A 25,340-nucleotide genomic window follows, 5' to 3' on the forward strand; every position below is an offset into this window, starting at 1 on the left:
GCCCGTTCCGGGAGAACCGCCACGAGACGGAAGCCGAGGATCCGCGGGCCGGATCCTCGGCTTCCGTCTCTTCCGCTGTGTGAGCCGCTCTGCCCCGGCCCAGCCACTGCGTCTCCACAACCGCGATCTCGTTCACACGTCGTCACGCGACCGGGGGAGCGTCGCCACCCCCGGCTAGAGTTGCAAACGCCGAATCGAACGGCATCTCCACCGCTTTCGTCTTAGGGAATCCGTGACCTCCAGCAGCCCCCGCACCACCGGTAGCCTCCGCCTCTTCACGTCCGAGTCCGTGACGGAGGGGCACCCCGACAAGATCTGCGATCAGATTTCCGACCGCATCCTCGACGCGCTCCTCAAGGTCGACCCGCACAGCCGGGTCGCCGTCGAGACGCTCGTCACGACCGGTCTGGTGCACGTCGCGGGCGAGGTCACGACGACGGGCTACGTCGACATCCCCACGATCGTGCGCGACCTCATCACGGGCATCGGCTACAACGACTCGTCGGTGAGTTTCGACGGCCGCACCTGCGGCGTCGAGGTGTCGATCGGGGCACAGTCGCCCGACATCGCTCAGGGCGTCGACAATGCCCTCGAGACTCGCACGGGTGCGGGCTCCGCCGACGACGCCCTCAACTCGCAGGGTGCCGGCGACCAGGGCATCATGTTCGGGTTTGCCACGACCGAGACCCCGCAGCTCATGCCGATTCCGGTGTGGCTCGCGCACCGTCTCGCCGAGCGCCTCACGGCCGTCCGCAAAGACGCTGTGCTCGACTACCTGCGGCCCGACGGCAAGACGCAGGTCACAATTGGCTACGACGGCTACACGCCGAAGACGGTCGACACCGTCGTGCTCTCGACGCAGCACTCGCCGAGCGTCTCGATGGAGCAGCTCGAGCGCGACGTGATCGAGCACGTCATCCGCCCGGTCCTCGCCGCCGAGGCGCCCAGTCTCGACACCTCCGCAACGAAGTTCATCATCAACCCGACCGGGCGCTTCGAGATCGGCGGCCCCCAGGGCGACGCCGGGCTGACCGGCCGCAAGATCATCGTCGACACTTACGGCGGGGCCTCGCGTCACGGCGGCGGTGCGTTCTCGGGAAAAGACCCGTCGAAGGTCGACCGGTCGGCCGCCTACGCGATGCGCTGGGTGGCGAAGAACGCCGTTGCCGCTGGCTTCGCCGAACGTCTTGAGATCCAGATCGCCTACGCGATCGGCCGCGCCGCACCGGTGGGTCTCTACGTCGAGACCTTCGGCACGGGTCACGTGCCCGACGAGACGATCATCGACGCCATCGGCCAGGTGTTCGACCTTCGGCCCGCCGCAATCATCCGCGATCTCGACCTTCTCCGACCGATCTACGGGGCGACGTCGGCCTACGGGCACTTCGGTCGCGACCTCCCCGACTTCACCTGGGAGGCACTCGACCGCGTCGATGCCCTCCGGGCCGCGGCAGGCCTCTAGAGATCATCGTCGAAGGCAAGTCACGCATGTCACGGGCCGTCGCGCGGGTGCTGGTCGACACTCCGCTGCCGCAGCTCGACCGACTGTTCGACTACGCCGTGCCCGAACGGCTGGTCGACACGGTCGGCCCCGGCATGCGCGTCAAGGTGCCGTTGCGCTCGGCCGGGCGGATGGCCGACGCGTTCGTGATCGAAATGGCCGACGGCTCCGAGCACGAGGGCAGCCTCAGCGAGATCGAAGAGCTCATCTCGGAGGTGCCGGTGCTGGCACCCGAGGTCTGGCGTCTGGCGCGCGCGCTCGCCGATCGCGCCGGCGGGTCGGCGAGCGACGTGCTTCGGCTCGCCGTGCCGACGCGACAGGTGCGTGTCGAGAAGGCGTGGCTCGCCGCGCGTGCGGCAGCCGCCGACGCAAGGGCGGAGGCAGAGGCCGAAGACGCAACGACACCGGCAACGGCGGGGACCGAGACAAGCAGCACCGACAACGTGTCGACCCCCGAGCTCGACGACGTGGCCACCCGCGGCATCACCGGCTACCGCTCGGTCGACCTCGTGGCCGCCGTGCGCGGCCGCGCCCGTCTCGCCCTCGACGCGGTGCCGCTCGTGGTCGAGCTGCCAGCGGTACCGGGCCTGCCGCCGCGCTGGGTCGGCCGTTGGGCCGTCACGCTCGCCGAGCTGGCCGCCGTCGCGGTGGCGGATGGCGAATCGGCCATCCTCGCCGTTCCCGACTACCGCGATCAAGAGCAGCTCGTCTCGGCCCTCGAGGCAGTGCTTCCGCCCGAGAAGATCGTGCGGCTCGACTCCAGACAGTCGAACCCCGACCGCTACCGCGCCCTCCTCCGGGCGCGAGGTGACGAGGCCCTGGTCATCGTCGGCAACCGCTCCGTGCTCCTCGCCCCGTCGACCACACTCGGGCTGATCGCCCTGTGGGACGACGGCGACCCGCTCTTCTCTGAGCCACTGACCCCCTACGCCCATGCCCGCGACACCGCCCTGCTCCGCTACGAGCAGCAGCACCCGGCCTTGGTCTTCGCGGGCCACGCGCGCTCCACCGACGTACAGCGACTGGTCGAGATCGGGTGGCTGAGCGAGGTGCTACCAGATCCTCGTTATCAACCGCACGTGATCCCTACCACCCAGCAGGGTTCCCGCGACGGCTTCGCCGCCAACGCGCGCATTCCATCGACGGCCTATCTCGAGGCCCGGAATGCCGTCGAGCACGGCCCCGTGCTCGTGCAGGTGGCGCACCCCGGGTATGCGCCTCGGCTGGCGTGCACCGAATGCGGCGACACGGCGCGGTGTCTGCGCTGCAGTGGGCCGCTCCAGAAGAAGAGCGCCGACGCGACGCCGGCGTGCGCCTGGTGCGGTGCCCTCGCGGTCGGCTGGCACTGCGTCACGTGCGAGAACACGATGATGCGGTCGGTCGGCACCGGCGCGGGTCGCACCGCTGACGAGCTCGGTCGGGCGTTCCCGGGCGTGCGCGTCATCGTCTCCGACGGGTCACGGCCGGTGCTCGAGGTCGACGACGAGTCCGCCATCGTCGTCGCGACGCGCGGCGCCGAACCGATTGCGCCCGGTGGTTACCGGGCCGTGCTCCTCCTCGACGGCGAGCGGATGCTGGCCCGCGAGAGTCTGCGGGTAGCCGAAGACTGCGTGCGCTGGTGGGCCGACGCGATCGCCCTCGCCCGCCGTCGCGCCCCGATCTTCCTCGTCGGGGTCGGCGGCACGATCGCCTCCGCCATGGCGACCTGGAACCTCGCCCGATTCGCCTCGTCCGAGCTGGCCGACCGACGGCAGCTCCGATTTCCGCCGTCGGTGCGCGTCGCCACGGTCACCGGTCGCACCGACACCGTCGAGACCGCTCTCGACGCCCTCCCCGAATCGATCCGCAAAGAGACCCTCGGCCCCGTCGACGTCGAAGGCGGCACCGTTCGCGCCATCGTCCGGTTCGACTACGCGCACGGGCACGACGTGGCATCGATCCTCCGCGGTCGGGTGATCCGGGCCGCGACCGACCGCCGCAAACCACCGCGCGATCTGCGCCCCGGCGATGCCCGCAACACGAACCGCCGCACGCCCGCTCCTACACTCAGAGTGCGGTTCGACGACGTCGAGCCCTTCTCCGATTGATTTCAGTCGCCCGTCCCACCCCGATCACCACTCGAAAGCCTCGAATTGCGCCTCGTCTTCGCCGGTAGCCCCGCCGCCGCTGTTCCCTCCCTCCGAGCTCTCGCCGCCGGTCAGCACGACATCGTCGCCGTCCTCACCCGCGACGACACGCCCCAGGGCCGAAAGCGCGTGCTCACCCCGACTCCTGTCGCCGACGCCGCCGTCGAACTCGGCATCCCCGTTCTCAAGGCCCGCCGCATCAGCGACGAGATCACGGCGGCGGTCCGAGCCACCGGGGCCGACCTCGGAGTGATCGTCGCGTACGGCGCCCTCCTGCGCGAGCCGCTGCTCTCGACGCCAAGCCACGGCTGGATCAACCTGCACTTCTCCCTCCTGCCGAGCTGGCGGGGTGCCGCACCGGTGCAGCGCGCCCTCATGGCGGGCGATGCCGAGACCGGGGCAACCGTCTTCCAGCTCGTGCCCGAACTCGACGCCGGCGAGCTCCTCGGCACGATCCACAAGCCGCTCCGCGGCGACGAGACGGCGGGCGAGCTTCTCGGCGAGCTGGCCATCTCGGGCGCTCTGCTGCTGACGCAGGTCGTCGACGAGATCGCATCAGGATCCCCGACCCGCACCGAGCAGACGGGTCCCGTCACGCTCGCCCCCAAACTCGCTCTCGACGACGGGCTGCTCGACTTCACCGACAGCCGAGCCGCCCTCCACAATCGCTGGCGCGGCGTCACGCCCGAGCCGGGAGCGCACGCTCTGCTCGATGGCGCCCGATTCAAGGTGCTCGAGCTGCGGGTGCCCGAAGCGGGGCCGAGCGCCGAGGTAGCGCCGAGCGAAGTGGCGCCGGGGCGGATCCTTCTCGACGGTCGACGGGTTCTGGTCGGAACCTCGACGGAGCCGCTCGAGCTGATGACCGTGCAGCCGTCCGGCAAGAAGCCGATGGCCGCCGCCGATTGGCTGCGCGGGGTGCCCGACAGAGACTCGCTGGCCTTCGACGGAGCAGGAGCAGCCTCGTGAGCGAGCAGCGCGATTCTGCCGAGAACCGCTCTGGCGCGAACCATCCCAGGGCGAACCACGACGGGGCGGGCCGCCGTCGACCGAACCGCACCGGCCCGCGCGGCGGCTCTGAGCGCACCCCGCGCGTCGAGCCGCGCGTCCAGCCGGCCCGACAGGTGGCGCTCGACGTGATCCGCGCGGTCGAGCACGACGACGCCTACGCCAACCTCCTTCTGCCGCAGCGCATCGTGCGTGCCGGGTTGTCGCCCCAAGACGCCGGGCTCGCCACCGAGCTCACCTACGGCACCCTGCGCATGTCCGGCTACTACGACCGCGTCCTCTCCATCGCGGCTCGCCGGCCGACCGATCAAATCGATCCGGCCCTTCTCGACGTGCTCCGCCTCGGGGCGCACCAGCTGCTCGCGACCCGGGTCGCTCCGCACGCCGCCGTCGACGAGTCGGTCTCACTGGCGCGTCAGGTCGGCAGTCGCTCGGGCACGGGATTCGTCAACGGCGTGCTGCGAACCGTCTCGCGCTCGACCCCCGACGAGTGGCTCGCCCGGGTGCTGGCCGAGACGACCAGCCCCGACGATGCCCTTGCCGCTCGCTACTCGCATCCCGAATGGGTGGTTCGCGCCCTTCGCGGGGCCCTCGCCGCCGAGGGTCGCTCCGACGAACTCGAGACCCTGCTCGAGGCCGACAACGAGCCGGCCCGCGTCAGCCTGGTGGCCCTGCCCGGCCTCGCCGACCCTGCCGCCGTCGAGGGTGTCGAGGAGGGCCGGTTCTCGCCCGTCGCCCTCACCGCACCGCACGGCGACCCCGCGAGCCTCGCCGACGTCCGATCCGGCACGGTCCGAGTGCAAGATGAAGGGTCGCAGCTCGCCGCCCTCGCCCTTTCGCGCCTGAAGCCGATCGAGCCGGGGGAGCGCTGGCTCGACATGTGCGCGGGGCCCGGCGGCAAGGCGGCCTTGCTCGCGGCCGAAGCCGCCGTCGGCGGTGCGAGACTGACTGCCAACGAGCTCGTCCCGGGTCGTGTCGGTCTGGTCAAGCAGGCCCTCGCCGCCGTCACCGCGGCAGCCCGAGCGGCGGGTTCGTCGTCGCCGGCCGCCACGGCCTCCGTACCCGAGCTCGTCGAGGTCAGGCAGGGCGACGCCACCGAGATCGGGGCGTCCGAGCCCGAGACGTACGCGCGGATCCTGCTCGATGCCCCCTGCACCGGCCTCGGCGCACTCCGCCGCCGCCCCGAAGCCCGATGGCGCAAGCAGCCGCGCGACGTGGCCGAGCTGACCGGGCTGCAGTCCGAGCTCTTCTCGTCGGCCCTCGCCGCGCTCGCGCCCGGTGGCACGCTCGCCTACGTGACCTGCTCGCCGCACACGGCCGAGACCCGCGGAGTCGTCGAGTCCGGTCTGAAACGATGGGCTCGCGATGGCGGTACGCCCATCGACACGATCGACGCCACCGAGGTGCTGCAGAGCGTGGCGGTCGCCGAGCTCGACCTCGGTGCCGGGCCGTTCGTGCAGCTCTGGCCGCACCGACACGGCACCGACGCGATGTTCGTGGCGTTGCTACGCAAGCGCGCCTAGCTCGCGCCTCGCAACCTCGCGCGGGCAGACACCGCTTTGCGGGCGAAACACCGCTGAAAAGCGGCGTCCTGCCCGAAAAGTCGTGCCGCAAACCGCCCGATAGGCTTGACGGGTGCCCAGCAATCACCCCATCCGCATCAGCCCCAGCATCCTCTCGGCCGATTTCGTCAACCTCGAGCGCGACCTCGGTCGCATCTCGACGGCCGACCTCGTGCACGTCGACGTGATGGACGGCCATTTCGTGCCCAACCTCACGCTGGGCCTGCCCATCGTCGAGCGCATCCAGCAGGTGAGCCCGCTGCCCCTCGATGTGCACCTGATGATCGACGACCCGCTGCGGTGGGCCCCGAAGTACGCCGAGACCGGCGCTTTCTCCGTCACTTTCTCGCTCGAGGCGGCACCCGATCCCCGTGCCGTCGCCAAGGCGATCAGGAGCGCAGGATCCCGGGCGGCCGTCGCCATCAAACCGGGCACACCGATCGAGCCCGTTCTCGACCTCCTCGACTACATCGACATGATCCTGGTCATGACCGTGGAGCCGGGGTTCGGCGGGCAGTCGTTCATGGGCGAGACGATGCCGAAGCTCCGGGCCGCTCGCGACGCCATCGATGCGTCCGGCCGCGAGATCTGGCTCGAGGTCGACGGCGGTATCACCGCTGAGACCATCAAGACCGCCGTAGAGAACGGTGCCGACACGATCGTCGCGGGATCCTCCGTCTATGGTCCGACCGGCACCCCGGAGCCCGTCGACCGCATCGCCGCGCTCCGCGCGAGCGCGAGCCAGGTAGCGTAGGCGTCGTGAAATCGTTCGACGACCTGTTTGCAGAGCTCAGCGCCAAGATCACGGAGCGCCCCGAGGGCTCCGGCACCGTCAAAGAATTCGACGCCGGAGTGCATCAGATCGGCAAGAAGATCGTCGAGGAGGCCGCCGAGGTGTGGATGGCCGCCGAGTACGAGGGCGACGTCGCCACCGCCGAAGAGATTTCGCAGCTGCTGTACCACCTGCAGGTGCTCATGCTGGCCAAGGGCCTCACCCCGGCCGACATCTACCGACATCTCTGAGCCCGGCTCGACGTTCCGAGCCCCACCGGCCCCGACACTTCTAGAGAAATCGGACTCATGCTTCGCGTAGCTGTACCCAACAAGGGCTCGCTCTCCGAGACCGCCAGCCAGATGCTCACCGAGGCCGGCTACACCGGTCGTCGCGACCCGAAGTCGCTCTACCTCGCCGACGAGCGCAACGGCGTCGAGTTCTTCTACCTGCGTCCTCGCGACATCGCGACCTACGTCGGCTCGGGTGCCCTCGACGTCGGCATCACCGGCCGCGACCTGCTGCTCGACTCGGGCTCGCCGGCGCGCGAGGTGACCAGCCTCGACTTCGGCTCGTCGACCTTCCGCTTCGCCGGCCCCGCGGGCAAGTACCACGAACTGTCCGACCTCGAGGGCGTCCGCGTGGCCACGAGCTACGCGGGTCTCGTCCGCGAGTTCCTGCGCGAGAACGGCGTCACCGCCGAGCTCGTCAGCCTCGATGGCGCCGTCGAGAGCGCCGTTCAGCTGGGCGTCGCAGATGCCATTGCCGACGTCGTCGAGACGGGTACGACCCTCCGGGCGGCCGGTCTCGAGATCTTCGGCCCGGTGATCCTCAAGTCAACGGCCGTCCTGATCGCCTCCGACGAGTCCATCGCCGGCCTCGACGTGCTGCAGCGTCGCCTTCAGGGTGTCCTGGTCGCGCGCCAGTACGTCCTCATGGACTACGACCTCCCCGTGCGCCTGCTCGACCAAGCGACCAAGGTCGCCCCGGGCATCGAGTCGCCGACGGTCTCGTCTCTCCACGACCCGGAGTGGGCTGCCGTCCGCGTCATGGTGCCGCGCACCGACACGAACCAGATCATGGATGCTCTCTACGACCTCGGGGCTCGAGCGATCCTGGTCAGCCCCATCCACGCCGCGAGACTGTGACGGGCGAGCGACCGTGACTCACCGAACGCATGCCTCGGGTGACTCGACCCTCGCCATCCGGGTGATTCCCTGCCTCGACGTGGCCGAAGGCCGTGTCGTGAAGGGCGTCAACTTCCTCGACCTGCGCGACGCGGGCGATCCGGTGGAGCTGGCGCGCACCTACTACGAGCAGGGTGCCGACGAGATCACCTTCCTCGATGTGACCGCGTCGGTCGAGGGTCGGGGCACCACCTACGACATGGTCCGCCAGACCGCCGAGCAGATCTTCATCCCGCTCACCGTGGGCGGGGGAGTGCGCTCCACCGACGACGTCGCGCGCCTCCAGGGCGCCGGTGCCGACAAGGTGGGCGTCAACAGCGCCGCGATCGCCCGCCCGGAGCTCCTGGGCGAGATCGCCGACCGGTTCGGCGCTCAGGCACTCGTCCTCTCGCTCGACGTCAAGCGATCGCCCGCGACGCCGTCCGGCTTCGTCGTGACCACCCACGGCGGTCGCCGCGAGACCACCCTCGACGCGGTCGCCTGGGCCCGCGAGGCCGTCGAGCGGGGGGCCGGAGAGCTGCTGGTCAACTCGATCGACGCCGATGGCACGAAGCGCGGCTTCGACCTCGAGCTCATCACCCTGATGCGCGAGAACGCCGCCGTGCCGGTCATCGCGTCGGGTGGCGCCGGGCGGCTCGACCACTTTGCCCCGGCGATTCAGGCCGGCGCCGATGCGGTGCTCGCGGCCAGTGTGTTCCACAATGGAGAGCTGACGATCGGCGACGTCAAGTCGGCCCTCGCAGAATCCGGTGCCATCGTCCGCTGACCGGGCGGCCGGGGCACCGTGCGCCTCACCAATCGAAGGATCACCATGACCGAGCAGCTCACCCGCGAGACCGTCGAGCCCGTCGTCGAGCGGGCCGCCTTCGATGCGAAGGGGCTGCTGCCGGCGATCATCCAAGAAGAGAGCACCCGCGACGTCTTGATGATGGGCTGGATGGACGCCGAGGCGCTCCGTCGCACCCTGACCGAGGGCCGGGTCACGTTCTGGTCGCGCTCGCGCCAGGAGTACTGGCGCAAGGGCGACACCTCGGGTCACGCCCAGTTCGTGCGTAGCGCCGCTCTCGATTGCGACGGCGACACCCTGCTCGTCACCGTTGAGCAGATCGGCGCCGCCTGCCACACCGGCGAGCACGCCTGCTTCGACGTCGACCCCCTCGTTCCCGCGACCGGCTCCTCCTCGATCGGCTCTCCGCATGTCTGACAGCACCACCCGCGCCGAATTCGACGCGCTCCTCGACGGACACCGGGTCATCCCGGTCGTTCGCAGTCTCTTCGCCGCCGAAGAGACCCCGGTCGGCATCTACCGCAAGCTGGCCGACGGCCGTCCCGGTACGTTCCTGCTCGAGTCCGCCGAACAGGGCGGCATCTGGTCGCGATATTCGTTCATCGGCGTCTCGTCGTTCGGCGTTCTCACCACGAGCGGAGTCACGACGCGAGAAGGATCCTCGATCCAGACCGAGTGGATCGACTACGGCGTGTCACGCGAACGGGCGCTGGGTGACGCATCGGGCGCTCCGCTCGACGTCCTGTCTCGCCTCCACGACCGCTGGAAGACCCCCGTGATCCCCGCCCACCCGCCGCTCACCGGTGGTCTCGTCGGATTCATCGGCTGGGAGGCCGTGCGGCAGCTCGAGAACTTGCCCGATGCTCCACCCGCCGAGTTCGACGTGCCGGCTCAGGCGCTCAGCTTCGTCTCCGAGCTCATTGTGCTCGATCACCGCACGGGCACGGCGCTGCTCATCGCCACCGCCCTCAACGACGGCACCGACGACGGCGAGACCCTGTGGACGACGGCGCAGAAGCAGCTCGATGCCCTCCAGACGAAGCTCGCCGGGCCGAGCCCCGCGCACCTTGCCCAGGTCGATATGTCTCTCGAGCCGTCGCCGGTGCGCCGGTCGACCAATGCCGAGTACGCCGAGGCCATCGCTCGCTCGAAGCAGTTCATCCACGACGGCGACGTGTTCCAGGTCGTGATCTCGCAGCGCTTCGACCACGAGCTGACGGCGCCGGCCATCGATGTGTACCGGGTGTTGCGAACCCTCAACCCGAGCCCGTACATGTACCTGGTCAGTCTCGAAGACAGCGCCGGCGTTCCGTATCAGATCGTGGGTTCCAGCCCCGAGGCCCTGGTCAAGGTCCAGGGCTCGCGCGCCTACTCCCACCCGATCGCGGGCTCGAAGCCACGCGGCGCGACCCCCGAAGAAGACCTCGCGTTCGCGACCGCGCTCGAGAGCGACGACAAGGAGCGCGCCGAGCACCTGATGCTCGTCGATCTCGCCCGGAACGACCTTCTCAAGGTCTGCGTGCCGGGCAGCGTCGAGGTCACCGAGTTCATGCACGTCGAGCGCTTCAGCCACATCATGCACCTGGTCTCGAGCGTCGAGGGCGACCTCGCCCCGGGCCGCAACGCCATCGACGCCTTCCGCGCGACCTTTCCGGCCGGCACTCTCTCCGGGGCGCCCAAGCCCCGAGCCCTTGAGATCATCGACGCCTTGGAGCCAGCCCAGCGCGGTGTCTACGGCGGCGTGGTCGGCTACTTCGATTTCGCAGGATCCGCCGACGTCGCGATCGCCATCCGAACCGTTCTTCTGCAGCCCGGCATCGCCCGCGTCCAGGCCGGCGCCGGCCTCGTGGCCGACTCCGATCCCGCGTCCGAGAACCAGGAGGCCCGCAACAAGGCCGCCGCACCCCTAAGAGCGGTCGCCGTGGCCAACGCCATGACGCCCCTTCACTGATCCGTGCCGGTCGACCAGGCCGACGCCAGACAGGCAGCGTCATGACAATCACTCCGCAGCGGACCCGCTCGACCAAGCTCCCGTCGATCCTCGCCGGACTGGCTCTGGCCGGTCTCACCCTGCTCACGTACACGCAGACCTGGGTGAACTCGACCGTCACGAGCCCGAGCGGCGGCACCGTGCGGGTGGTGGCCGACGGCAGCGCAGCGGCGCCCGCCCTGTCGGCGCTGGCATTGGCGGGGCTCGCCCTCTTCGGGGCGATCACGATTGCGGGCCCGGTGTTCCGCGTCATCCTGGGGGTCCTCGAGATTCTCCTGGGTGGGTGCGTCGCCCTGTCCGCGATCCTCGCGGTCTCCGACCCCATCGGCGCTGCGGCCCACGCGATCACGAAGCTGACCGGCGTCGACGGCGACTCGTCCGTCCGTGACATCGTCCAGAACCACTCGATGACCGCCTGGCCCTGGGTCGCACTCCTCGCGGGCGTTGCCATGGCGGCGCTCGGCGTCGCGGTCATCCTCACCTCGAAGCGCTGGCCCGCCTCCACCCGTCGCTATCAGGCCGTCCGCCTCGTCGACGAGAACGGCACCACCGATCCGGTCGTGGCCTGGGACACTCTCTCGACGGGAGCAGATCCGACGGCTCGCGGCGAGGATGACCCGAACGACAACCGATAGACTCGGGTCTCGTACCCCCAGCATTCCAAGGAGCACCGTGAGTATCGAGAGCACGAACCATGTGACGAAGGCGTCGGCCGGCAAGGCCGCCGAGGCGAGCCACGACAGCGACTCTGACGGGCACGGCAACTCGCCGGCGGCCTGGACGGCCGTCGTCATCATGCTCGTTGCATTCGCCGTCGGCACCATCGCCTTCTGCGCCGATGTGCCGATCGTGGTCTGGATCGCAGCCGGGTTCATCGTGATCGGGGCCCTCGTCGGCCTCGTCCTCAAAAAGATGGGCTACGGCGTCGGCGGCGCCCGCTACGTTCCGAAGGCTCACCAGTAAGTGCTCGACGACCTCTACGCCGGCGCTCTCGCCGACGCCGAAGCGCGCCGTTCTCTCGTCTCCCTCGCTGATGTAGAACGCGCTGCGCTCGCAAAGACTCCTGCCCTCGACGCCCGTGATGCGCTCCAGCCAGCCGACCGGGTGAAGATCATCGCCGAGGTGAAGCGCGCGAGTCCCTCTCGCGGTGCCCTCTCCGAGATCGCCGATCCTGCCTCCCTCGCGCACTCGTACGAGACCGGTGGCGCGAGCGCCATCAGCGTCCTCACCGAGGGGCGCAAGTTCAAAGGCACCCTGGCCGACCTGGTCGCTGTCCGCGCGGCCGTCTCGGTGCCGGTGCTCCGCAAAGACTTTATCGCCGAGCCGTACCAGGTGTTCGAGGCACGTGCCGCCGGGGCCGATCTCGTGCTCCTCATCGTCGCGGGCCTGCCGCAGCAGAAGCTCGTCGAACTGCACCAGCTCACTCTCGAGCTGGGCATGACGGCCCTCATCGAGACGCACTCCGCCGACGAGGTCGTTCGCGGTCTCGATGCCGGGGCCACCGTCCTGGGCGTCAATGCTCGCGACCTGACCACGTTCGAGCTCGACCAAGACCTCTTCGGCTCGCTTGCCGGCAGCATCCCCTCGGGTGTCGTGCGGGTCGCCGAGTCCGCCGTCAAGTCGCCGGCCGACGTGGCTCACTACCGCCGTTCGGGGGCGGACGTCGTCCTGGTCGGCGAGGCTCTCGTAGTCCACGGCGACCCTGTCGACGCCCTCACCACTTTCCTGGAGGTCTGATGACCACCCTGCACGATGTAGTTGGCCCGTATTTCGGCGAGTTCGGTGGGCGCTATGTGCCCGAATCTCTCGTCGCAGCCCTCGATGAGCTCGACGAGGCCTACAAGGCGGCCGCCGTCGATCCGTCCTTCCAGGCCGAGCTCGCCGAGCTGCACAAGACCTACACGGGTCGTCCGTCGATCATCACGGATGTGCCCCGCTTCGCGGAGCACGCCGGCGGCGCACGGGTCATCCTGAAGCGCGAAGACCTAAACCACACCGGCTCGCACAAGATCAACAACGTGCTCGGGCAGGCGCTCCTCGCGAAACGCCTCGGCAAGACCCGCCTCATTGCCGAGACCGGCGCCGGCCAGCACGGGGTGGCGACGGCCACCGCCGCGGCTCTCTTCGGCATGGAATGCGTGGTCTACATGGGCCAGGTCGACACCGAGCGCCAGGCGCTCAACGTCGCCCGCATGCGCCTCCTGGGCGCCGAAGTCGTGTCGGTGGCCACCGGCTCGCGCACGCTCAAAGACGCGATCAACGACGCCCTCCGCGACTGGGTCGCCAGCGTCGAGACGACCCACTACGTGCTCGGCACGGTCGCCGGCCCGCACCCCTTCCCGACGATGGTCCGCGACTTCCACAAAATCATCGGCGAAGAAGCCCGCGAGCAGGTGCTGGCACTCACCGGCAAGCTCCCCGACTACATCACCGCGTGCATCGGCGGCGGTTCCAACGCCATCGGCATCTTCAACGCGTTCCTCGACGACCCTTCCGTCGAGCTCTACGGCTTCGAGGCGGGCGGCGACGGCATCGAGAGTGGGCGCCACGCCGCCTCGATCACGCTCGGCAAGACCGGCGTGCTCCAGGGCGCGAAGTCGTACCTCATGCAAGACGACGACGGCCAGACCGTCGAGAGCCACTCGATCTCGGCCGGGCTCGACTACCCGGCGGTCGGCCCCGAGCACGCCTGGCTCGCCAAGATCGGTCGCGTGCACTACGAGCCGATCACCGATGCCGAGGCGATGGAGGCCTTCCGCCTGCTCACCCGCACCGAGGGCATCATCCCGGCGATCGAGTCGGCTCACGCGCTGGCCGGAGCGATCAAACTCGGGCTCAAGCACGGGCCCGATGCGACGATCCTGGTGTCGCTGAGTGGGCGAGGCGACAAAGACGTGGCGTCCGCGAGCCGCTACTTCGGTCTGCTCGAGGGCGAGATCGTCGACGACGGGGCGGTGCAACTGTGATCGACTCCACCACCAGCAAGGTCGGCGCGGCGATCCACGCCCGGAAAAACGCCGGGTCGGGTGCCGTCATCGGCTATCTGCCCCTCGGGTTCCCCGACATTCAGACGAGCATCGACGCCGCTGTCACCCTGGCGAACAACGGGGTCGACGTGCTCGAGCTCGGTCTGCCCTACTCCGACCCGGTGATGGACGGCCCGGTCATCCAGGCGGCCACCCAGCGTGCTCTCGCTGAGGGGTATCGCGTTCGCGACACGTTCCCCGCCGTCCGCGAGATCGTGTCGCAGGTGAAGACGCCCGTTCTGGTCATGACGTACTGGAACCCCGTAGCGCAGTTCGGCGCTCAGAGGTTCGCCGACGAGCTGTCCGCCGCCGGGGGAGCCGGGCTCATCACCCCCGACCTCATTCCCGACGAAGGCTCCGAGTGGATGGCTGCGGCCACCGCCGCCGACCTCGATCGTGTCTTTCTCGCCGCCCCCTCGTCCTCCGAGACACGCCTGAAGCAGGCCGTCGAGGCGAGCCGGGGCTTCGTCTACACCGTCTCGACGATGGGCATCACGGGCGCCCGCTCCGACGTCGACTCGGCCGCGGCCACTCTGGTCGCACGCCTCCGGGCCGTCGGGGTCGACAATGCCTGCGTGGGCCTCGGCATCTCCACCGCCCAGCAGGTGCGCGAAGTTCTCGCCTACGCGGATGGCGCGATCATCGGCTCCGCTTTCGTCCGTGCCCTCGCCGAGGGTGGCCTCGAGCGACTCGCGGCCGTGTCGAGCGACCTCGCTTCGGGCAGTAGAGTCTCGTAGCGGCGGGGTTCGTCGCACGACACCGCACGAACACCCCGGTTTCGGCCGTGACGGATCCTTCGGTCCGGCCCCTGTTTCCCCACGAAAGGCACCTGAACGTTGCTGCCCCTGAGCATTCCGAGCCCGTCTGCCTCGTGGCAGTACTTCGACCTCACGGGGTGGATCAACGACACGTTCGGTGCGTCGATTCCCTTTAGCCTCCGGATCCACGCGTACGCCATCTGCATTCTGCTCGGCATCGTCGCGGCGGTCCTCGTCACCAACTACCGGTTGAACCGTCGCGGTGCCGAGCGCTGGATCATCATCGACCTCGCCATCTGGTGCGTGCCGTTCGGCATCGTCGGCGGGCGCGTCTTCCACGTGGTCACGCACCCCGACGACTACTTCAACGGCCAGCCGCTCTGGCACGTTTTCGCGATCTGGGAGGGCGGGCTCGCCATCTTCGGCGCGCTGATCTTCGGTGCTCTCGGCGCCTGGCTCGGATGCCGCCAGACCGGCCTCCGCTTCACCGTCTTCGCCGACGCACTCGTGCCCGGCCTGATGCTCGCGCAGGCGTTCGGCCGCCTCGGCAACTACTTCAACCACGAGCTGTTCGGCACTCCGACCACGCTGCCCTGGGGCCTCGAGATCGAGACGACCAACGCCGCGTACCCCGTGGGCCTGCCCGCCGGCACGCTGTTCCACCCGACGTTCGCGTACGAGATCATCTGGAACCTCTTCGGCCTCGCCGTGATCCTGCTGATCAACCGCAACGTGAAGCTCGAGTGGGGCAAGACACTCGCCCTCTACTTCATCTGGTACGGCGTCGGCCGGGCCTGGTTCGAGTCGATTCGCACCGACTACAGCCAGCTCTTCTTCGGTATCCGCACCAACGTCTGGGCCGCCGTGGCTGCCGTCATCCTCGGCATCATCATCTTTGCGTGGCAGAGCCGAAACCACACCGGAATGGTGCCGAGCGCCTACGTCCCCGGCCGCGGGCCGAACGACGCCGACACCCGCACTAACGCCGACACCGCTGAGGGCGACGGCGCTGAGCTAGACTCCGTAGACGAGACCGACGCCGACGACGCCGACGCGACCGCCGCCACCAGCGACAGCGATACCGTCAAAGCCTGACCAGGCTCCTGCCGGCCGCACCCAGATCCAAAGCACCCTGCACCGCAAGCACTCTGCACGACAGGATGCCTGCACCAAGCAACCCTGCAGCACCGCACCAGCACCACCCTGCATCACTGGCAGCCGCATCACAGCAGCGGCACCAGCAACCGCTCCACCTCTCCGATCCGCACACAGATCGCCGAGACGTCCACGTGGGTCTCTTTAGACCCACCGCGACGAGACGCCCCGAAGGCCACGACCCCGAGCCCCCGGCGCCTGCCACACCCACTCGGTTTTCTGCCGAGTGCCAGCGAATCGGGCCAGCGACGCCCCGCCCTGCGTAAGTTTTCCTCTACTAGTCAGTCACGACTAGTCCCACATCGTGAGGACGGATCGACATGGCTCTCACGCCAGCGCACCAGACCTTCAGCACCATTCCCGCCGCCCAGGGTCTCTACGACCCTGCCCAGGAGAAAGACGCCTGCGGCCTGGCCATGGTCGCCACGCTCCGCGGCACCCCGGGCCACGACATCATCGATGCCGCGCTCGGGGCCCTGCGCAACCTCGAGCACCGGGGGGCGGTCGGTTCGGACGCCGGCACGGGCGACGGTGCCGGGATCCTGATGCAGGTTCCCGACGCCTTCTTCCGTGAGGTGGTTGAGTTCGACCTGCCCGAGGCGGGTCACTACGCGGTCGGCATCGCCTTCCTCCCCACCGACTTCGACGAGCGGAAGACCCTTCAGGCGGCGATCGAGAAGATCGTCGTCGAAGAGAGCCTCCGGGTCGTCGGCTGGCGCGACGTCCCCGTGCGCTCGGGCGAGCTCGGCACCCTGGCCCGCAACGCCATGCCGGCGTTCGAGCAGCTGTTCGTCGCGGCCGCGCACGGCTCCGACCACGTCGAAGGCGTCGCCCTCGACCGCCTGGCCTTCCGCATGCGCAAGCGCGCCGAACGCGAGCTCGGCGCCTACTTCACGTCGCTCTCGAGCCGCACCATGGTTTACAAGGGCATGGTCACGACCCTCCAGCTGGAGCCGTTCTACCCCGACCTCTCCGACGAGCGGGTTGCCTCGAAGCTCGCGATCGTGCATTCGCGCTACTCGACGAACACGTTCCCGTCGTGGCCCCTTGCGCAGCCGTTCCGCATGATCGCGCACAACGGCGAGATCAACACGGTCCGCGGCAACCGCAACTGGATGCGGGCCCGGCAGTCGCAGCTCGAGTCCGAACTGATCGGCGACGTGACCCCGCTGCTGCCCATCGTCACGCCCGGCAACAGCGACTCGGCCTCGTTCGACGAGGTCGTCGAGCTCCTCAGCCTGACCGGTCGCTCGCTGCCGCACGCGATCATGATGATGGTTCCCGAGGCATGGGAGAACCAGGTCGGCATCGACCCGGTGCTCCGCGACTTCTACGAGTATCACTCGATGCTCATGGAAGCATGGGACGGCCCAGCGGCGATCACCTTCACCGACGGTTCGCTTGCCGGTGCCACCCTCGACCGCAACGGCCTCCGCCCGGGTCGCTACCTCGTCACCGACGACGGACTCGTGGTGCTCGCCAGCGAGATCGGCGTGCTGCCCGACATCGACCAGTCGAAGATCGTCCGCAAGGGTCGTCTGCGCCCCGGCAAGATGTTCCTGGTCGACACCGAGGCAGGCCGCATCATCGAAGACGACGAGATCAAGCAGCAGCTCGCGTCGTCCGAGGAGTACGGCGAGTGGCTCGAGATGGGTCGCATCCACCTCAAAGACCTCCCCGAGCGCGAGCACATCGTGCACACACCGGCGTCGGTTACGCGCCGCCAGCGCACGTTCGGCTACACCGAAGAAGAGGTCAGGATCCTGCTGACCCCGATGGCCAAGGCCGGTGCAGAGCCGTTGGGTGCGATGGGCAGCGACACCCCCATCGCGGTACTCAGCGATCGTCCACGCCTCCTGTTCGACTACTTCACCCAGCAGTTCGCCCAGGTGACGAACCCGCCGCTCGACTCGATCCGCGAATCCGTCGTGACGTCGCTGAAGCTCGGGCTCGGCCCGGAGCGCAACCTGCTCGACGCCACACCCGAGCACGCCCGCCAGGTGATCCTCGACTTCCCGGTGATCGACAACGACGAGCTCGCCAAGATCCAGCACATCGACCCGGCACCCGGCTCGCGTCTCACCGCCACGCTCCGTGGTCTGTACCGCGTCGACCAGGGTCCCCGCGCGATGGAGGACCGCATCGCGGCCCTCTGCGCCGAGGTCGACGAGGCGATCGCCGAGGGCTCGGAGTTCATCGTGCTGTCCGACCGCGACTCCACCGCGGAGTTCGCGCCGATCCCGTCGTTGCTCATGCTCGCGGCGGTCCACCACCACCTCATCCGCACTGAGAACCGCATGAAGGTCGGCCTGATCGTCGAGGCCGGCGACGTGCGCGAGGTCCACCACGTGGCGACCCTCATCGGCTACGGTGCGTCGGCGATCAACCCGTACCTGGCGATGGAGACCTGCGAGAACCTGGTCCGCAGCGGCATGATCACCGGCATGTCGCCGGAGCAGGCCGTGAAGAACGTGATCAAGGCGCTCGGCAAGGGCGTGCTCAAGATCATGTCGAAGATGGGCATCTCGACCGTGTCGTCGTACGCGGCCGCCCAGGCGTTCGAGGCCGTGGGCCTCAGCCAGGAGTTCATCGACACCTACTTCACCGGCACCTCGACCCGCCTCGGCGGTGTCGGCGTCGACGTGATCGCGGCCGAGAACGCCGAGCGTCACCTCAGCGCCTACCCGGCCGACGGTGCGAGCCCCGCTCACGAGCGCCTCCAGACCGGCGGCGAGTACCAGTGGCGCCGCGAGGGTCCGCCGCACCTCTTCAACCCCGAGACGGTGTTCCGCCTGCAGCACGCGACTCGCACGAGGCGCTACGACATCTTCCGCGAGTACACGAAGATGGTCGACGACCAGGCCGAGCAGCTGATGACGCTCCGCGGTCTCTTCACTCTCCGCACACACGCCCGCCCGACTGTTCCCCTCGACGAGGTCGAGTCGGTGGAGTCGATCGTCAAGCGCTTCTCCACCGGTGCGATGAGCTACGGCTCCATCTCGAAAGAAGCCCACGAGACGCTGGCGATCGCGATGAACCGCCTCGGCGGCAAGTCGAACACCGGCGAGGGCGGCGAAGACGTCGACCGGCTCCTCGACCCGGAGCGTCGCAGCGCCGTCAAACAGGTCGCCTCCGGGCGATTCGGTGTGACGAGCATGTACCTGACACACGCGACCGACATCCAGCTCAAGATGGCTCAGGGCGCCAAGCCCGGCGAGGGCGGTCAGCTGCCACCGTCGAAGGTGTACCCCTGGGTTGCCCGCACTCGTCACGCGACGCCCGGCGTCGGACTCATCTCGCCGCCGCCGCACCACGACATCTACTCGATCGAAGACCTCAAGCAGCTGATCTTCGACGTCAAGCGCGCCAACCCGACCGCTCGGGTGCACGTGAAGCTCGTGTCGCAGTCGGGTATCGGCGCCGTCGCCGCGGGTGTGACCAAGGCTCTCGCCGACGTCGTCCTGGTCTCCGGCCACGACGGTGGCACCGGTGCCAGCCCGCTCAACTCGCTCAAGCACGCGGGAACCCCGTGGGAGATCGGCCTGGCCGAGACGCAGCAGACGCTCATGATGAACGGCATGCGCGACCGGGTCGTCGTTCAGGTCGACGGTCAGATGAAGACGGGTCGCGACGTGATCGTCGCCGCCCTGCTCGGTGGTGAGGAGTTCGGTTTCGCGACCGCACCCCTCGTCGTGTCGGGCTGCATCCTGATGCGGGTCTGTCACCTCGACACCTGCCCCGTCGGTGTCGCCACGCAGAACCCCGAGCTCCGCGCCCGGTTCACCGGCAAGGCCGAGCACGTCGTCAACTTCTTCGAGTTCCTCGCACAGGAGGTGCGCGAGTACCTCTCCGAGCTCGGCTTCCGCTCGCTCGACGAGGCGATCGGCCATCACGAGTTGCTCGGCGTCGACCGCGCTGTCGACCACTGGAAGGCGTCGGGGCTCGACCTCTCTCCCGTGCTCGTCGGCCCGGTGTTCGCCGGCGACGAGCCGCGCCGCAACTTCGTCCAGCAGGATCACGAGCTCGAGAAGCACTTCGACAACCAGCTCATCGCCGCGTCCGCCGATGTCATCGCCACCGGCGGCTCGATCGCGCTCGACCTCCCGATCCGTAACACGGAGCGTGCCGTTGGAACGATGCTCGGCCACGAAGTGACCGTTCAGCACGGCGAGCACGGCCTCCCCGCGGGCAGCATCGACATCACCCTCCGAGGATCCGCCGGGCAGTCGCTCGGTGCCTTCCTTCCGGCGGGCATCACGTTGCGACTCGTCGGCGACAGCAACGACTACGTCGGCAAGGGCCTCTCCGGCGGCACGGTCATCGTGCGTCCGCCCGAGGAGGCGAGCTTCGCGGCCGAAGACAACGTCATCGCCGGCAACGTCATCGGCTACGGCGCGACCCAGGGCAGCATGTTCATCCGCGGCATCGTGGGGGAGCGCTTCCTGGTCCGCAACTCGGGCGCCAGCGCCGTCGTGGAGGGCGTGGGCGACCACGCGCTCGAATACATGACGGGCGGTCTCGCCGTCATCCTCGGGGAGACCGGCCGCAACCTCGGCGCCGGCATGTCGGGCGGTACCGCCTACGTGCGCGGTCTCCGCCGCGAGAACGTCAACGACGACTCGCTGACGGCCGGTGAGCTGCTGCTCCAGCCGCTCGGCAGTGCCGACATCGAGATCCTCGAGGATCTCCTCCGTCAGCACCTCGCCGAGACCGGATCGCCGGTGGCCGAGAAGCTGCTCGTCGACATCGAGAAGTCCGCGGAGGAGTTCGTGAAGGTGCTGCCTCGCGACTACGCCGCTGTCATGGAAACCCGTAAGACCGCTGCTGCCGAGGGCCTCGACCTCGACGGTGACGAGGTCTGGAATCGAATCATGGAGGTGACCGGTGGCTGACCCCAAAGGTTTTCTGAAGGTCCAGAAGCGCGAGCTTCCCCCGCGTCGTCCCGTCTCTGTCCGGCTCATGGACTGGAAAGAGGTCTACGAGCAGCAGGAGAGCGGTGAACTGCGCCGCCAGGCGGGTCGCTGCATGGACTGTGGCGTGCCGTTCTGCCACCAGGGCTGCCCCCTCGGCAATCTGATCCCGGAATGGAACGATCTCATGTGGCGCGGTGAGGGCCGCCAGGCCATCGAGCGTCTGCACGCGACGAACAACTTCCCGGAGTGGACGGGTCGGCTCTGCCCCGCGCCCTGCGAATCGTCCTGCGTGCTGGGTATCAACCAGCCGCCGGTCACGATCAAGCAGGTCGAGGTCTCGATCATCGATCAGGCCTTCTCGAACGGCTGGGTCACCCCCCACCCGCCCGAGCGTCTCACCGGCAAGACCGTCGCCGTCGTCGGCTCTGGCCCTGCCGGCCTGGCTGCGGCTCAGCAGCTCACCCGCGCAGGCCACACCGTCGCCGTCTACGAGCGCGACGACCGCATCGGCGGCCTCCTCCGCTATGGCATCCCCGACTTCAAGATGGAGAAGAAGCAGATCGAGCTCCGTCTCGCTCAGATGCGAGCAGAGGGCACCCGTTTCCGCGCGGGCGTCGAGATCGGTCGTGACATCGCCTGGGATGACCTCCGCGCTCGCTACGACGCCGTGATCGTGGCGACAGGGGCGACCGTTCCCCGAGACCTGCCGATCCCGGGCCGCGACCTGCCGGGCGTCCACTTCGCCATGGAGTACCTCGTGGCCCAGAACAGGATCGGTGCCGGCGATTCGCTCGGCGACCAGATCTCGGCCGAGGGCAAGCACGTCGTCGTGCTCGGCGGCGGCGACACCGGTGCCGACTGCATCGGCACCGCGCACCGCCAGGGCGCGCTCAGCGTCACCAACCTCGCTATCGGCCAGCAGCCTCCGTCGGAGCGCCCCGACAGCCAGCCCTGGCCGATGCAGCCGACGCTCTTCGAGGTCGCGAGTGCTCACGAAGAGGGTGGCGAGCGGGAGTACCTCGCTTCCACGGTCGAGTTCCTCTCGAACGACGTCGGCGAGGTTCGGGCCATCCGCGTGGCCGAGACAGAGTTCGTCGACGGGCGCCGCGTGCCGAAGTCCGGCACCGAGCGCGAGATCCCGGCCGACCTGGTCCTGCTCGCACTCGGTTTTACCGGTCCGGAGCGCGAGGCTCTCGAGGGCCAGCTGGAGATACCCTTCACCGACCGCGGAATGATCGAGCGCGACGTGTCGTACGAGACCAGCCAGCCGGGCGTGTTCGTCACGGGTGACGCCGGACGCGGTCAGTCGCTCATCGTGTGGGCTATCGCCGAGGGCCGCGCCACAGCGGCCGCCGTCGACAAGTACCTCGAGGGTGCGACTTCTCTGCCCTCGCCGGTCAAGCCGACCGACCGGGCTCTGTCTCTCTAACCGATTGCTCGCCCTCCAGCCATCCGCCGGTTCGATTCCAGCCGCTTTGCGGGAATAAACTGGCGATACGGCCTCGACCGTCACCTGCGTGCATCAGTTCCACCGACGCAGCCACCTCCAACGAAGGAACAAATGAGACGTGCAAAGATCGTCGCCACCCTCGGGCCGGCGACTTCGAGCTATGAAGACATCCGGGCCATCATCGATGCCGGAGTCGACGTCGCGCGAATGAACCTGAGCCACGGCACATACGACGTCCATCAGGGTGTCTACGACAACGTCCGCCAGGCGGCCGCCGATTCGGGCCGCGCCGTCGCCGTCCTGGTCGACCTCCAGGGTCCGAAGATCCGCCTGGGCAAGTTCTCCGATGGGCCGCACGAGCTGGCCGTCGGTGACATCTTCAAGATCACGACCGAAGACATCCTCGGCACCAAAGAGATCTGCGGAACGACCTTCAAAGGCCTCCCTCAAGACGTCTCCGCGGGCGACCCGCTCCTCGTCGACGACGGCCGGGTGAAGCTCCGGGTGCTCGACACCGACGGCACCGTCGTCACGACCGAGGTCGTCGTCGCCGGTACGGTCTCGAACAACAAGGGCATCAACCTGCCCGGAGTCGCGGTCAACGTTCCCGCCCTCTCCGACAAAGACGAGGCCGACCTGCGCTGGGGCCTCAAGCTCGGCGCCGACTTCATCGCCCTGTCGTTCGTGCGAAATGCCGACGACATCGATCGAGTTGCCGAGATCATGGCGGAGGAGGGCCGCAAAGTTCCCGTCTACGCCAAGATCGAGAAGCCCCAGGCCGTCGACAACCTCGAGGCCATCATCGACGCGTTCGACGGCATCATGGTCGCCCGTGGTGACCTCGGCGTCGAACTCCCGCTCGAGGCGGTCCCGATCGTGCAGAAGCATGCAGTCGAGCTGTCCCGCCGCATGGCGAAGCCGGTCATCGTCGCGACTCAGATGCTCGAGTCCATGATCTCCTCGCCCATCCCGACCCGCGCCGAGACCTCCGACGTCGCGAACGCCGTTCTCGACGGAGCCGACGCAGTCATGCTGTCGGGTGAGACCAGCGTGGGCGAGTTCCCGGTCATCACGGTGCAGACGATGGCTCGCATCGTCGCCTCGACCGAAGAGCACGGCCTCGAGCGCATTCCCGCGCTCGGCACCAAGCCGCGCACCCTCGGTGGTGCTATCACGCTGGCTGCGGCCGAGGTCGCCGAATTCGTGCAGGCCAGCTACGTGTGCGTCTTCACCGAGGGTGGCGACACCGTTCGCCGCATGGCACGTCTGCGTCACGCGATTCCGATCGTCGCCTTCACGACCGACGAGGCGATCCGCCGTCGCATGGCGATGAGCTGGGGCGTCCAGTCGTACCTCGTCGACCCGGTCACGCACACCGACGCGATGTTCGGCCAGGTCGACGACGTCCTCCTGGGCAACACTCTCGCCGACACCGGCGACAAGGTCATCGTCATCTCCGGTTCCCCTCCCGGAATCTCGGGGTCGACGAACGACCTCCGCGTCCACCGGGTGGGCGACGCGCACGCAGGCGCCGCACCGGCGTACGCGCGCGACTAGTCGTCTCGACCCGGAAGGCCGGCACCTCTTCGGAGGTGCCGGCCTTCTCTGTCGATCCGTCTTGTTCGGGGGCCGTGTTCCTCCTGAGAATCGAGGATCCCACCGCTCACCCCATCCTAGGATCGTCACCATGGCGATCAACGGCTCGCATCCCGGATGCTTCATGGCCGGCGCACGGCTCTACGCCGTCCCCTCCGATACCGGGCACGACGTGGCCGAGACTCAGGCCAGCTGGGCCCGTGCGGGTTCACCGCACCACCGCCGCCCTCGCATCCACTGGAGCGTCGTGGTCGGGGGAGTGGCCGGTGGCATCCTGATCGATGCCTCGGCAATCAGGTCGTCCAATCTGGCCGACCCTGTTGCGCTGATGATGATGTTCGTTCTCGGCGGCCTGGTCGGTTTCGCCAGCGCCTACGGGATCCGCGAGGCCTGTCTCGGACGGGAGCCCGAGCCCGAAGTGGCCCGGCTTCCCGCCGTCGAGATCCCGGGAGACGTCGCTCGCGGGGCACCCGACGATGCCACGGCCGACGAGCTCGTGCTGTGGAGCGTCGTGACCAAGCGGTATCGAGCCGCCCTCGCTGCGCGGGATGATGCGCCGTTCGTGCCGGATCCTCGGGTCTCGACACCGTCGTCGACTGGGGCGACGACGTCGACCGCGGCCGAAGCGGGTGCGCTGGCCGAGTTGGCGTACATCACGGCGCGACACGATTTCGAGCCGGTTGCCGAGTTGCTTGGGTTGGCCACTCCTCGCTGAACGCGTCTCCGCGTCACTCGAACAGGCTGGCGCTCGCGTACCAAGCTGGCGCACGCGAAAAGACCCCACCTGCCGAAGCAGACGGGGTCTTTCGAAGTGCGGGGGTCTTAGAGAACGCGGATGTTCTCGGCCTGGAGGCCCTTGTTGCCCTGAGCGGTCTCGAATTCGACCTTCTGGTTCTCTTCGAGGTTGCGGTAGCCGTCGCCGGAGATCGCAGAGAAGTGCGCGAACACGTCAGTGGATCCGTCGTCGGGGGTGATGAAGCCGAAGCCCTTTTCGGAGTTGAACCACTTCACGGTGCCTGTTGCCATTTTTCTATTCCTTCAATCAGAGGTGTTCGATCCCTTACCTGTGGGATCTCTCGTCGCGGTGCTTTTTTGGTCCGCTCCCTCTAAGAACGATGAGACTCGGGCGACCGTTTCGCCTGAAAGACGAACCGATGCCGCGTGCCCCATCGCGAAGTACAAATGCGTAACACAACAACCAGTACTGACAACCGTAGCCCAGGACGATGACCCGCGGGGGGATTCCAGCCACAAAGTCGCGAAGAAAGTGATTCTTTTGGCCCGTCCGGTCTCGGGGCCAGGCCGCGAACACCAGCGACGGCGACCTGTCCGCTAGGATCGACGACTGCGCGAATGTGGTGGAATTGGCATACACGGGGCACTCAAAATGCTCTGCCTCACGGCTTGCGGGTTCGAGTCCCGCCATTCGCACCCTGGCCGCGTCTCCACAGAGGCTCCGGTCCGGATCGCGACGATGCGAGCCCCCTCCTCAGAACAGACCGGTAGGATTCC

Annotated in this window: 21 protein-coding genes and 1 tRNA gene; 21 read left to right on the top strand and 1 reads right to left on the bottom strand. The window is 68.4% G+C overall.

All coding sequences use genetic code 11. From position 1 onward, the window contains the following. Positions 1–232 precede the first annotated feature (232 nt). From metK to ITJ49_RS10320, 20 genes are all read left to right on the top strand, one after another. A complete protein-coding gene (gene metK / locus ITJ49_RS10230; RefSeq protein WP_194604759.1) occupies positions 233–1,462 on the top strand; it encodes a methionine adenosyltransferase in 1,230 nt (409 codons plus the stop codon). 26 nt (positions 1,463–1,488) lie between these two features. Then, on the top strand, positions 1,489–3,588 hold the full coding sequence (locus ITJ49_RS10235; protein WP_194604764.1) for a primosomal protein N': 2,100 nt from the start codon (positions 1,489–1,491) through the stop codon (positions 3,586–3,588). A 45-nt stretch (positions 3,589–3,633) separates the two neighbouring features. Then, positions 3,634–4,593 carry a methionyl-tRNA formyltransferase gene (fmt, locus tag ITJ49_RS10240; RefSeq protein WP_194604767.1) on the top strand — a complete coding sequence of 320 codons (960 nt, stop codon included), beginning with the start codon at positions 3,634–3,636 and terminating at the stop codon, positions 4,591–4,593. After that, positions 4,590–6,155: a transcription antitermination factor NusB gene (locus ITJ49_RS10245; RefSeq protein WP_194604770.1), complete on the top strand. Its 1,566-nt coding sequence runs from the start codon at positions 4,590–4,592 to the stop codon at positions 6,153–6,155. Before fmt ends, ITJ49_RS10245 begins: the two co-directional genes overlap by 4 nt. 112 nt (positions 6,156–6,267) lie before the next feature. Next, on the top strand, positions 6,268–6,948 hold the full coding sequence (gene rpe / locus ITJ49_RS10250) for a ribulose-phosphate 3-epimerase (RefSeq protein ID WP_194604773.1): 681 nt from the start codon (positions 6,268–6,270) through the stop codon (positions 6,946–6,948). Positions 6,949–6,953: 5 nt separating this feature from the next. After that, complete coding sequence (locus ITJ49_RS10255; RefSeq protein ID WP_055957877.1) at positions 6,954–7,217, top strand: phosphoribosyl-ATP diphosphatase; 264 nt, start codon at positions 6,954–6,956, stop codon at positions 7,215–7,217. A gap of 57 nt (positions 7,218–7,274) precedes the next feature. Continuing rightward, positions 7,275–8,114: an ATP phosphoribosyltransferase gene (hisG, locus tag ITJ49_RS10260; RefSeq protein ID WP_194604776.1), complete on the top strand. Its 840-nt coding sequence runs from the start codon at positions 7,275–7,277 to the stop codon at positions 8,112–8,114. A gap of 13 nt (positions 8,115–8,127) precedes the next feature. Further along, positions 8,128–8,919, top strand: a complete 792-nt coding sequence (gene hisF / locus ITJ49_RS10265; protein ID WP_370544452.1) for an imidazole glycerol phosphate synthase subunit HisF — start codon at positions 8,128–8,130, stop codon at positions 8,917–8,919. Positions 8,920–8,964: 45 nt separating this feature from the next. Then, entirely contained in the window at positions 8,965–9,357 is a 393-nt protein-coding gene (gene hisI, locus ITJ49_RS10270) for a phosphoribosyl-AMP cyclohydrolase (protein ID WP_194604781.1), read from the top strand. Then, positions 9,350–10,891 carry an anthranilate synthase component I gene (locus ITJ49_RS10275; RefSeq protein ID WP_194604784.1) on the top strand — a complete coding sequence of 514 codons (1,542 nt, stop codon included), beginning with the start codon at positions 9,350–9,352 and terminating at the stop codon, positions 10,889–10,891. The genes hisI and ITJ49_RS10275 overlap by 8 nt, the downstream gene beginning before the upstream one ends. Positions 10,892–10,932: 41 nt before the next feature. Next, positions 10,933–11,565, top strand: coding sequence for a Trp biosynthesis-associated membrane protein (locus ITJ49_RS10280; protein WP_194604787.1), 633 nt, complete (start codon positions 10,933–10,935; stop codon positions 11,563–11,565). 61 nt (positions 11,566–11,626) lie between these two features. Next, the gene (locus tag ITJ49_RS10285) at positions 11,627–11,893 is read left to right on the top strand and encodes a DUF6704 family protein (protein ID WP_055961830.1); all 267 of its coding nucleotides are present in this window, start codon (positions 11,627–11,629) and stop codon (positions 11,891–11,893) included. Continuing rightward, positions 11,894–12,667 carry an indole-3-glycerol phosphate synthase TrpC gene (trpC, locus tag ITJ49_RS10290; RefSeq protein ID WP_194604790.1) on the top strand — a complete coding sequence of 258 codons (774 nt, stop codon included), beginning with the start codon at positions 11,894–11,896 and terminating at the stop codon, positions 12,665–12,667. Continuing rightward, the gene (gene trpB / locus ITJ49_RS17605) at positions 12,667–13,896 is read left to right on the top strand and encodes a tryptophan synthase subunit beta (RefSeq protein WP_228514302.1); all 1,230 of its coding nucleotides are present in this window, start codon (positions 12,667–12,669) and stop codon (positions 13,894–13,896) included. Before trpC ends, trpB begins: the two co-directional genes overlap by 1 nt. Then, entirely contained in the window at positions 13,893–14,693 is an 801-nt protein-coding gene (gene trpA, locus ITJ49_RS17610) for a tryptophan synthase subunit alpha (protein ID WP_370544453.1), read from the top strand. The genes trpB and trpA overlap by 4 nt, the downstream gene beginning before the upstream one ends. A gap of 99 nt (positions 14,694–14,792) precedes the next feature. Then, entirely contained in the window at positions 14,793–15,809 is a 1,017-nt protein-coding gene (lgt, locus tag ITJ49_RS10300; RefSeq protein ID WP_370544454.1) for a prolipoprotein diacylglyceryl transferase, read from the top strand. A gap of 380 nt (positions 15,810–16,189) precedes the next feature. Next, positions 16,190–20,761 (top strand): glutamate synthase large subunit, encoded by a 4,572-nt coding sequence (gene gltB / locus ITJ49_RS10305; RefSeq protein ID WP_194604793.1) that lies wholly within the window; start codon positions 16,190–16,192, stop codon positions 20,759–20,761. Then, positions 20,754–22,211: a glutamate synthase subunit beta gene (locus tag ITJ49_RS10310; RefSeq protein WP_194604796.1), complete on the top strand. Its 1,458-nt coding sequence runs from the start codon at positions 20,754–20,756 to the stop codon at positions 22,209–22,211. The genes gltB and ITJ49_RS10310 overlap by 8 nt, the downstream gene beginning before the upstream one ends. Before the next feature lie 132 nt (positions 22,212–22,343). Then, a complete protein-coding gene (gene pyk, locus ITJ49_RS10315; protein ID WP_194604799.1) occupies positions 22,344–23,789 on the top strand; it encodes a pyruvate kinase in 1,446 nt (481 codons plus the stop codon). A 130-nt stretch (positions 23,790–23,919) separates the two neighbouring features. Further along, entirely contained in the window at positions 23,920–24,543 is a 624-nt protein-coding gene (locus ITJ49_RS10320; RefSeq protein WP_194604802.1) for a hypothetical protein, read from the top strand. A 107-nt stretch (positions 24,544–24,650) separates the two neighbouring features. Here ITJ49_RS10320 and ITJ49_RS10325 read toward each other — a convergent pair whose 3' ends face one another. Then, on the bottom strand, positions 24,651–24,854 hold the full coding sequence (locus ITJ49_RS10325; RefSeq protein ID WP_055957839.1) for a cold-shock protein: 204 nt from the start codon (positions 24,852–24,854) through the stop codon (positions 24,651–24,653). Between the two features lie 323 nt (positions 24,855–25,177). On the opposite strand from ITJ49_RS10325, the gene ITJ49_RS10330 reads away from it, so the two are divergent. Further along, a tRNA-Leu gene (locus ITJ49_RS10330) sits at positions 25,178–25,259 on the top strand. The last annotated feature ends 81 nt before the right edge of the window (positions 25,260–25,340 follow it).

Origin of the sequence: Frondihabitans sp. VKM Ac-2883 (assembly GCF_015350875.1) — a bacterium.
Lineage (GTDB): Bacteria > Actinomycetota > Actinomycetes > Actinomycetales > Microbacteriaceae > Frondihabitans.